At 36.5% G+C, this 8,868-nt stretch carries 7 protein-coding genes and 2 pseudogenes; 3 read left to right on the forward strand and 6 right to left on the reverse strand.

What is annotated here, in order from left to right; genetic code table 11:
- The 5 genes and pseudogenes from J6569_RS10780 to nirB form a co-directional block, all read right to left on the reverse strand.
- Window positions 1-131: pseudogene (locus J6569_RS10780) on the reverse strand (DDE-type integrase/transposase/recombinase); the annotation flags it as partial.
- Between the two features lie 32 nt (window positions 132-163).
- The gene (gene cysG, locus J6569_RS10785) at window positions 164-1,537 is read right to left on the reverse strand and encodes a siroheme synthase CysG (RefSeq protein ID WP_085164522.1); all 1,374 of its coding nucleotides are present in this window, start codon (window positions 1,535-1,537) and stop codon (window positions 164-166) included.
- Window positions 1,538-1,765: 228 nt separating this feature from the next.
- Window positions 1,766-2,533 (reverse strand): nitrite transporter NirC, encoded by a 768-nt coding sequence (gene nirC, locus J6569_RS10790; RefSeq protein WP_085164524.1) that lies wholly within the window; start codon window positions 2,531-2,533, stop codon window positions 1,766-1,768.
- Between the two features lie 27 nt (window positions 2,534-2,560).
- The gene (gene nirD / locus J6569_RS10795) at window positions 2,561-2,893 is read right to left on the reverse strand and encodes a nitrite reductase small subunit NirD (RefSeq protein ID WP_296318428.1); all 333 of its coding nucleotides are present in this window, start codon (window positions 2,891-2,893) and stop codon (window positions 2,561-2,563) included.
- Window position 2,894: 1 nt separating this feature from the next.
- A complete protein-coding gene (gene nirB / locus J6569_RS10800; protein WP_296318429.1) occupies window positions 2,895-5,417 on the reverse strand; it encodes a nitrite reductase large subunit NirB in 2,523 nt (840 codons plus the stop codon).
- 206 nt (window positions 5,418-5,623) lie between these two features.
- Between nirB and J6569_RS10805 the strand changes: the two genes are divergently transcribed.
- The 3 genes from J6569_RS10805 to J6569_RS10815 all read left to right on the forward strand — a co-directional run bounded on the left by J6569_RS10805 (window position 5,624) and on the right by J6569_RS10815 (window position 8,465).
- Window positions 5,624-6,121 (forward strand): MarR family winged helix-turn-helix transcriptional regulator, encoded by a 498-nt coding sequence (locus J6569_RS10805; protein WP_085164529.1) that lies wholly within the window; start codon window positions 5,624-5,626, stop codon window positions 6,119-6,121.
- Between the two features lie 74 nt (window positions 6,122-6,195).
- On the forward strand, window positions 6,196-7,308 hold the full coding sequence (locus tag J6569_RS10810) for an HlyD family efflux transporter periplasmic adaptor subunit (protein WP_081296749.1): 1,113 nt from the start codon (window positions 6,196-6,198) through the stop codon (window positions 7,306-7,308).
- A complete protein-coding gene (locus J6569_RS10815) occupies window positions 7,305-8,465 on the forward strand; it encodes an ABC transporter permease (protein ID WP_296318431.1) in 1,161 nt (386 codons plus the stop codon). The genes J6569_RS10810 and J6569_RS10815 overlap by 4 nt, the downstream gene beginning before the upstream one ends.
- 200 nt (window positions 8,466-8,665) lie before the next feature.
- On the opposite strand, the pseudogene J6569_RS10820 reads toward J6569_RS10815, so the two are convergent.
- Window positions 8,666-8,868, reverse strand: a pseudogene (locus J6569_RS10820) (hypothetical protein); the annotation flags it as partial.

The raw sequence follows: 8,868 nt of genomic DNA on the forward strand, positions 1-8,868 counted from the left end.
ATCACTTTTCGTCCATATAAATCGATAATCACCGACAAATATAACCAACCTTCACCCGTTTTGATATAAGTAATATCGATTACCCATGTTTTATTAGGCTTATCAGGGTTAAATTGCCTATCTACTCCATTAAAATATTAACAGATCAAACCTTTAGCACCCACTAACACTCAGAAAACCAATTTAGCTTTTCTCGTAATGCAACAACAGGCCCAATAATAATTAAACTAGGACTACAGGCTTGCAAAGATAATTGTGCTAAATCGCATAACTGGCCCGATATTACTTTTTGTTTCGTTGTTGTGCCTTCTTCAACAATTACAATTGGCGTATTTGCATTCATACCGTATTTAATTAATTGTTTTTCGATGTTACTAGCTTGAGATAATCCCATATAAAAAACTAATGTTTGTTTTTCAGCGGCTAAACTCTTCCAGTCAAGGTGATTACCATCTTTCAAATGACCAGTAATTAAACGTACGCTATGAGCATAATCTCGATGCGTTAATGGGATCCCACTATATGCAGAACAACCTGAAGCTGCTGTAATTCCTGGTACTACAGAAAATGGAATATCGGCGTTAAATAATGTTTCGAGCTCTTCACCACCTCGACCAAAAATAAAAGGATCTCCACCTTTTAAACGTACAACACGCTTACCTTTTTTAGCTTGTTGTAAAAGAATCTGATTTATTTGTTCTTGAGGTACACAATGAAAACCTGCTCGTTTACCAACAAAAATACGTTGAGCATCGCGACGGGTTAGATTCATAATTTCATCCGATACTAATCTATCATAGACAATAATATCTGCTTGTTGGATTTGCTGTAATCCCTTTAAAGTCAACAAGCCCGCATCACCTGGGCCAGCACCAACTAACACAACCTCACCACGGGAATCAAGTGAAGTATCAAATAACTCATTAGTGAGTTTTTCAACATGATCTGAATCGCTATTAGCAATCGCTTGAGCTAACCTATCATGAGAAAATAACCTTTCCCAAAACCGACGACGTTCCGTCACTGTTTGATAGGTTGTTTTAACTTTATTACGTAAATAACCGGCATATTTAGCTAATTTTCCTAAATGTTGAGGTAAAATGGACTCTAGTTTTTCACGCAATAATCGAGCCAAAACAGGAGCATGCCCTTCTGAAGAGACAGCAACCATAATAGGAGAACGATCAATAATTGAGGGCATAATAAAACTCGCATCTTTTGGAGAATCAACCACATTACAAAAAATACGCCTTTTTTCCGTCTCAACACTCACCCTTTGATTAGTTTCCTGACAGTCTGTTGCCGCAATAACTAACCATTTATCATTCAGTAATTCGGCATTAAACTCCCCTTGAACTAAAACTAGTTGTTTTTGTTCATTCCAACATATGAATTGCTCGTTAAATTCATGCGCATTGACAGTTAAGCGGGCACCAGCTTCAAGTAATAATCGAGCTTTACGTTCAGCAACTTCACCGCCACCGACTAATAAGCAATCACGGTTTTCTAGCTTACAAAATAAGGGGAAATAATCCATAACACCTCAAAATAAAACATTATCTGTTTAAAAATTTATTAACAACTAACCTCTAATAATAGAAATTTATTAATTATCCTATTGTTAATTGCTTCGTTATTTTTTTATCACTAATTATGATTAAAACCAAATATAATCCTAATTAATTTAACGTCTTTGGGGGATTGCTTACCATGCTTTCCCCCTTATATTGGTTATTTTAACCACATTTCCTTAATTAAACAGCTATTAAGGTCGATCTTCTTTGGGGGTTGAATACCAGTATCCCAGTCCCATAAATAATGCACCAGAAACAAGATTTCCTAATGAAACCCATAATAGATTATGACCAATTCCAGCTAATGTGTAAGCATCGCTATGATGACCAAACCACGAAAGTGAAAAAAGTGTCATGTTCGCAACGGAGTGTTCATAACCACAAGCAATAAATGCTAACAAACACCACCAAATAGCGATAAACTTTGCCGAACCTTCAACTCGATTAGCCATCCAAATCGCTAAACAAACTAACCAGTTACATAAAATACCTCTAAAAAATAATGCCGAAGCTGAAGCAGATGTTTTTGCTAAAGCCGCTGCATGAACCAAACTAGTATCCGTTGATAATAGAGGTGTTGAAGCATAAAAATACAATGCAGCAACAAAAATTGAACCTAATAAATTTCCTAACCATGTTTGTGGCAATACTGTCCACATTTGGGTATGAGTAATTTTTTTGCATTTTACTCCTAGGGTTAAAAACATGGTATGCCCTGTAAATAACTCAGAGCCAGCAATTACAACCAATGTTAAAGCAATACCAAACGTTGCTCCCATAAGTAAAGGTCTTATTGATGGTTCAACAAGGTTTCCTAAAGTAAAAATCAAAATAATACCTATTCCTACATAAGCCCCAGCCATAGCAGAACTTAGCCAAAAACCAAATGGGTTCGTTTTTGCCAAACGAACAATACGCGCAGCATTTGCTGCACATTTATTAATTGTCTCTGTATACATAATTAATTTATCCTTTTAAAAATACATTTAGAGCGACTTTACTTGTACGATCCCATCGTCATTAACATCTACTTCATAATGGGGGATTGAATATTGTTCGTCTTCAAAACAATAACCATCTTTTAAACGAAAGCGTTGCTTTTTAAGCGGACTTGCCACCCATAACTCATTTTCATGTTCTGCTATAATGCCTCGGGATAAAACACTTGCCTTAGCAAATGGATCAATATTACTAATCGCATAAAGCTCAGCATTATTATAAGGGCGAAAAATAGCCACATGATCATTACCAACAAGTGCACAAACTCCTGTGCCAGGTAAAATCTCATCAAGTTTACAAATAGTTATCCATTGACTCATATTATTCCCCTAACATTACTTTACGTTCTTCTGCTGTTGCTGGGCGATGCTGATCACGCTCAGGTACGATTTGGACATTCTCATCACGTTTGTTACTATTAATAAAATGAGAAAATCGAATTTGACCTTCTGTATTTTCAACAGCTTCCTTCCATTCACATACCATTAATTTACGTAAGCGTGTCATTTCACTTTCTAACTCAGCATTTATGCCTAATTTATCGTCAATAATAACACTACGTAAATAATCAATACCGCCATCTAAATTTTCAAGCCAGACTGACGTCCGTTGTAATTTATCTGCGGTACGAATATAAAACATAAGGAAACGATCAATATATAGAATTAGTGTATTTTTATCGAGATCAGCAGCAAGTAAATCAGCATGACGAGGCTTCATACCACCATTACCACACACATAAAGATTCCATCCCTTTTCAGTAGCAATAACACCAATATCTTTACCTTGAGCTTCGGCACATTCACGCGTACAACCTGATACGCCTAGTTTAAATTTATGTGGTGCACGAATGCCTTTATAACGGTTTTCTAGCTCAACGCCCAAACCAACACTATCTCCGACACCGAATCGACACCAAGTACTACCTACACAGGTTTTTGCCATTCTTAATGCTTTGGCATAAGCATGACCACTCTCAAAACCAGCCTCAATAAGCTCCTTCCAAATAGCAGGAAGATCGTCTTTTTGTGCTCCAAATAAGCCAATGCGCTGTGAACCAGTAATTTTAGAATAGAGCTGATATTTTTTAGCTATTTGACCAACAGCAATTAATCCTTCTGGAGTAATTTCACCACCAGCACTACGCGGAATTATCGAATAAGTACCATTTTTTTGAATATTACCTAAGAAAATATCATTACTATCTTGTAGAGGAATCAAATTATCTTTAAGAATATAATCATTCCAACATGAAGCTAATAAAGATCCGACGGTAGGTTTACAAATTTCACAGCCATAACCTTTACCATGTTTTTTAATCACTTGCTCAAAAGACGTTAGGCCCTCAACACGGATAAGATGATATAACTCCTGACGAGAGTATTTAAAATGTCCGCATAATGCATGGCTGACCTCAATGCCTTGTTTAGCTAACTCTAAATTAAGAATTTGTGTAACAAGTGGAATGCAGCCTCCACACCCAGTCCCAGCTTTAGTTTCAGCTTTTATTGCTGCAACCGTATGGCAACCAGCATTAATGGCATTAATAATTTTTTCTTTAGTCACATCAAAACAAGAGCAAATCGGTGCTGACTCGGGACGCGCATCAACACCCATAGCTGGGTTTGCTCCTGCATGTGCAGGCAGTATCAGCGTATCTGGATGTTCAGGTAGATCCATATCATTAAGCATTAATTGCAATAAATTACTATAATCTGACGTATCGCCAACCAATACCGCACCCAAGAGTTTTTTATTATCATTCGAAACAACCAATTTTTTATAAACTGGCGTTGTTTCATCTAAATAAACATAACTATGACACCCTATTGTTTTTGCTTTAGCATCGCCAATGCTACCGACATCGACTCCCATCAGCTTTAGCTTAGCGCTCATATCGGCGCCTTCAAATTTATCTGTTTGTCCCATTAAATGCGCTAAGGCTATCTGAGCCATTTTGTAGCCCGGTGCAACTAAACCAAAAACCTTGTTTTGCCAACAAGCACATTCACCAATAGCATAAATATCAGGATCCGAAGTTTGGCAATAATCATTAATAACAATGCCCCCGCGAGGACCGATTTCTAACTCACATTCTTGAGCTAATTTATCATTTGCTCTAATGCCAGTTGAAAAAACAATAAAATCGACTTCAAGTGCAGAGCCATCCGCAAATTGCATGATTTTCCCAGCAGGTGTATGAATAATTTCTTGAGTATTTTTACTGGTGTGAACACCTACCCCCATCTCCTCAATTTTACGACGCAGTTGTTCTCCACCCTGAACATCCAACTGTTCGGCCATAAGCACTGGAGCAAACTCAACCACATGCGTTTCCATACCTAAGTTTTTTAAAGCTCCAGCTGCCTCAAGTCCAAGCAATCCACCACCCACAACAGCGCCTTTTTGACAACGCTTTGCACATTCCTGAATAGCATCAAGATCTTCAATCGTACGATAAACAAAACAATCCGAACCATTAGCACCTTTAATCGGTGGTACCCAAGGATAAGATCCTGTCGCAATAATCAATTTATCATAAGCAACAATTCGCCCTTGTTGAGAATGAATCTCCTTACGCTGACGATTAATTAAAATAGCCCGTTCATTAAGTAAGACTTTAATATTATTCTCTTCGTATAAACCTTCGCGAACTAGAGAAAGCGCTTCTGCTGTGTGACCAGAAAAATAAGAAGAAAGATGTACCCGATCATAGGCAAGACGAGGTTCTTCACAAAAAATAGTAATATTGAATTGATTGGGCTGCATTTTATCAATTAACTCTTCAATAAAACGATGCCCAACCATCCCATTACCAATAATAACGAGGTTGGTTTTACTCATACATAACTCCAATTTTAATTTAATTAAATTGCTAAAAAATTTTAATTTAATAACATTGTATGAAACTGTACATAGAATATAATTACCCTCAAGGATTACTACTTTAGTAGTATTTAAATATCAACTTGCTAAAACGCACTTAAAATAATTGCCAATTTTAGCTAAACCAGTATAATTAGCCGACTAAATAAATTGAGTAATAAAAATTGAATTACAATTCAAGAAAGCTGCCTTCACGTGAAACCTTAGCTCGAGCGCAAAGATTTAACGATGACATCGTTGATGTTTCTGGTGTTGATCTGGTTTTGAGCTTAATAACAACGGCCGATCTAATTCGTGCTAATATCTATGCGCAATTAGATAAAGATTACGGCGTTTCTGAAGGTAAGTTTGCCTTATTGATGTCATTGTTTTCAGAAGGTGAAACCTGTGCCAGTGATCTTGCTTTGCGCATTGGTGTCACACCTGCGACAGTATCAGTAATGGTTAAACGAATGCTGGCAGCGCCAGAGCCTTTAATCTCGATGTCAAAAAGTGGTGATGATGGTCGTTCTCGATTAATCACTTTAACACATACAGGCGAAAAGCTGATTCAAAATGCATTACCCAATCACCTAAAATCAATTCGCGCTTTTGCACAAGTACTCAATTCGCAAGAACAAGAGTCTTTAATATTGATGTTACGTAAATTATTACGAAAATAACGGACTTTAATCATTAAAGTTCTTCATTTCACTTAAATAGTTAGCTGACTAAATAAATGGAAAATAAGCTATATATGAAAAAAAATGTCAAAATTCCTGTTATCTTTTTACTCCTGCTAATCTTTGGCTCATTTTTAATCTTTTTAGGTTCAAGAAATGATGCGGTCTCGGTTGCCAAAAGCATCAAATCTGGTGTATTAACTGCCGATGAGATTAATATTGCCTTTCAAAATGTCGGCGGAAAAGTCACCAAGCGATTTGTAGAAGAATCACAAATAGTAAAAAAAGGTGATCCTTTAATGCAATTAGAAGATATCGATACCAAACTAGCTATCGATCGACTGCAAGCTTTAGTTGATAGCCAAAAGGCGGCAGTAAACCAAGAACAAAAAAATATTGAAATCACTGAAAGTGAAACCAACCTTTCAGAATTATCAACTTGGCGAAAAATAGAAGAAGTGCAAGCCAATTTAGAAGCAGCGAAATCGGCTCGATACCTAGCTAATACTGAATTTGATCGCCAAACCCAATTACGTAAATCGGGGGGAAACTCGCAGTCACAACTTGATAATGCTCGCAATGTTTTTATTAATGCAAAAATGCAAGTTATTCAAATTGAAAGCCAACTTTCTACCTTAATGATTGGTGCGACGCCTGAACAAATTAGCCAATTTGAACAAACAAAAAATGCAACAGGAATGACAATACAATCAATCTTAATTGCACGACAAAAACTGCAAAACCGCCAAAATCAATTAACACAGCTTCAATCACAACTCGCGCAAGGCGAAGCTGAATTAAAACAACTACAGCTTAATTATGATCGACTAACATTAAGAGCACCCGAAGATGGAAAAGTATTAAAACTTATGTTTGAAGATGGTGAAATGGTACCAAACGGTGCGCCAGCAGTCTTATTAGAAACCGATCGTAAATATATCGACATTTATGTGAATGAAAAAATGGTTAATGATTATCAACCAGGCACAACGGTTACAGCAAATGTAATTGCACTTAACAAAGAAGTAAAAGGAAAAGTTCGCTTTGCCACCGCTGCGCCATCATTTGCTGATTTACGCATGACACGAGAACGAGGTCAAGCTGATTTAACCTCTTATCAAGTTAGAATTTACATAGAATCAATTCCTAAACTATTAACTGGAATGACACTTGAGGTTGAAAAATGATGCAAAACATCATTAAATCCATGCTTGAAGAGCTTGACGCCATGTTGTCTGGCCATTTTATACCTTATTATAAAGTTTCGCTTGGCTTAGCTGCTATTGTTTCGCTTGTTTTTTCAATTGTATTAAGTCATGGAGCTGTGTTTGAAGGAAAAATTGCGGTTATTGATCTTGATGGTTCTCATTATTCGACTGAATTAATTAGCAAAGTCAATACATCGCCTTATATTGAAGTGACAGAAGTAATAAGATCGCCAGTAAATCCAATAACATTGGTTTCACACGACCGTAATTTAGGTGTTTTATATATTCCTAAAGGTCTAGAAAAAAGCTTAAAAAAAGGCGATCAAACCGTACGCCTAGGCTATTTTGCTGATGATACAAACGATGCACAAAATGCCAAAGTACTACAAAGCCTTAATGAATATATTCCAGAATTGGGGGCTGAACTTAGTGTTGGTAAAGTTGCAGCATTAGGACTTGGTAAAGAAGGCATTGAAGCAACTTTATCACCAATGCAACTTAAAACACGATATATGTTTAATCCAGCAAGCTCGTCCACCATATCGACGATTATATATTTTGTCTACTTTTTCTCGTCACTGACTTACGGCCTAACCTCATTAATGATTATTGGCCGCTTGAAAGTAACTGGCATGTGGGAACAAACAATAGAAAGAGGACTCTTACCTTTATTAGCAAAAACAATCCCTTATGCACTATTTTTTACAACAGCATTAACGCTTATCACAGCCATACTTGTTATATTTGGACAACTGCGTTTTGACGGTAACTATTTTGCTTTTGTACCGAGCATATTTATGACAGGATTAGCATTTGGTTGGCTAGGATTGTTACTGTCTTGGAAAACTAACAACCCAGGAGAAGGCGCTGGTCGAATGATTTTCTTAGTACCTCCAGGGTTTATCATGGGCGGTTCAACAATGGCTGTGGGAATAATGCCAATTTGGACTTACTATGTCAGCCATGCTTTCCCATTAGTTTGGTTATTTAAATTTTTCCGCGATTTTGCCATGCGAGGGCGTTCACTGATTGATATGTTTGCGACTTATGGCGCTTTCATTATCTACTTAACGATCATTGCTTTTGTTGTGATGATGTTTGTTGAACGAGCAAAAAAGGCAGTTAATGCATCATAATTCATTGGTAGTTTTAATTTCGAGCATTTTAAGCATTATTGTAAAAATAATTCTAATTTGTAAAAAACGCCGAGTTGTTTACACTTCATAATTAAAATAATCCTATAAAAACTCATAAAGCGTTTTCCTTGAAATCGCTTTATGCGGTTTAACGGTATTATAAAAATTAATAAAGCGTTTAAATTTTTATTTTCTATTTTTTAAATTGCTAAATATTTGCTGATTATGCCACATCTCAATTCAAAGTTCGTGTCACTCTTTTCGGCTTTCCCATTCGTTTGTGGGCTGGCGGGTTTGGTGAATTTTTGATTAATACGATGGTTATTACACGTTTTAACAAATAAGTGTTCGCTGGTGCCTTGATATTCACGTCCATTATCGGAATAAATACATTCAATGATAT

It is taken from the genome of Gilliamella sp., assembly GCF_024104075.1.
In the GTDB taxonomy this organism is placed as follows: Bacteria; Pseudomonadota; Gammaproteobacteria; order Enterobacterales; family Orbaceae; genus Gilliamella; species Gilliamella bombi.

Coding starts and splice junctions, on each gene's coding strand:
- cysG (WP_085164522.1), bottom strand. CDS start 1,537: ATGGATTATTTCCCCTTATTTTGTAAGCTAGAAAACCGTGATTGCTTA.
- J6569_RS10815 (WP_296318431.1), top strand. CDS start 7,305: ATGATGCAAAACATCATTAAATCCATGCTTGAAGAGCTTGACGCCATG.
- nirD (WP_296318428.1), bottom strand. CDS start 2,893: ATGAGTCAATGGATAACTATTTGTAAACTTGATGAGATTTTACCTGGC.
- nirB (WP_296318429.1), bottom strand. CDS start 5,417: ATGAGTAAAACCAACCTCGTTATTATTGGTAATGGGATGGTTGGGCAT.
- nirC (WP_085164524.1), bottom strand. CDS start 2,533: ATGTATACAGAGACAATTAATAAATGTGCAGCAAATGCTGCGCGTATT.
- J6569_RS10810 (WP_081296749.1), top strand. CDS start 6,196: ATGAAAAAAAATGTCAAAATTCCTGTTATCTTTTTACTCCTGCTAATC.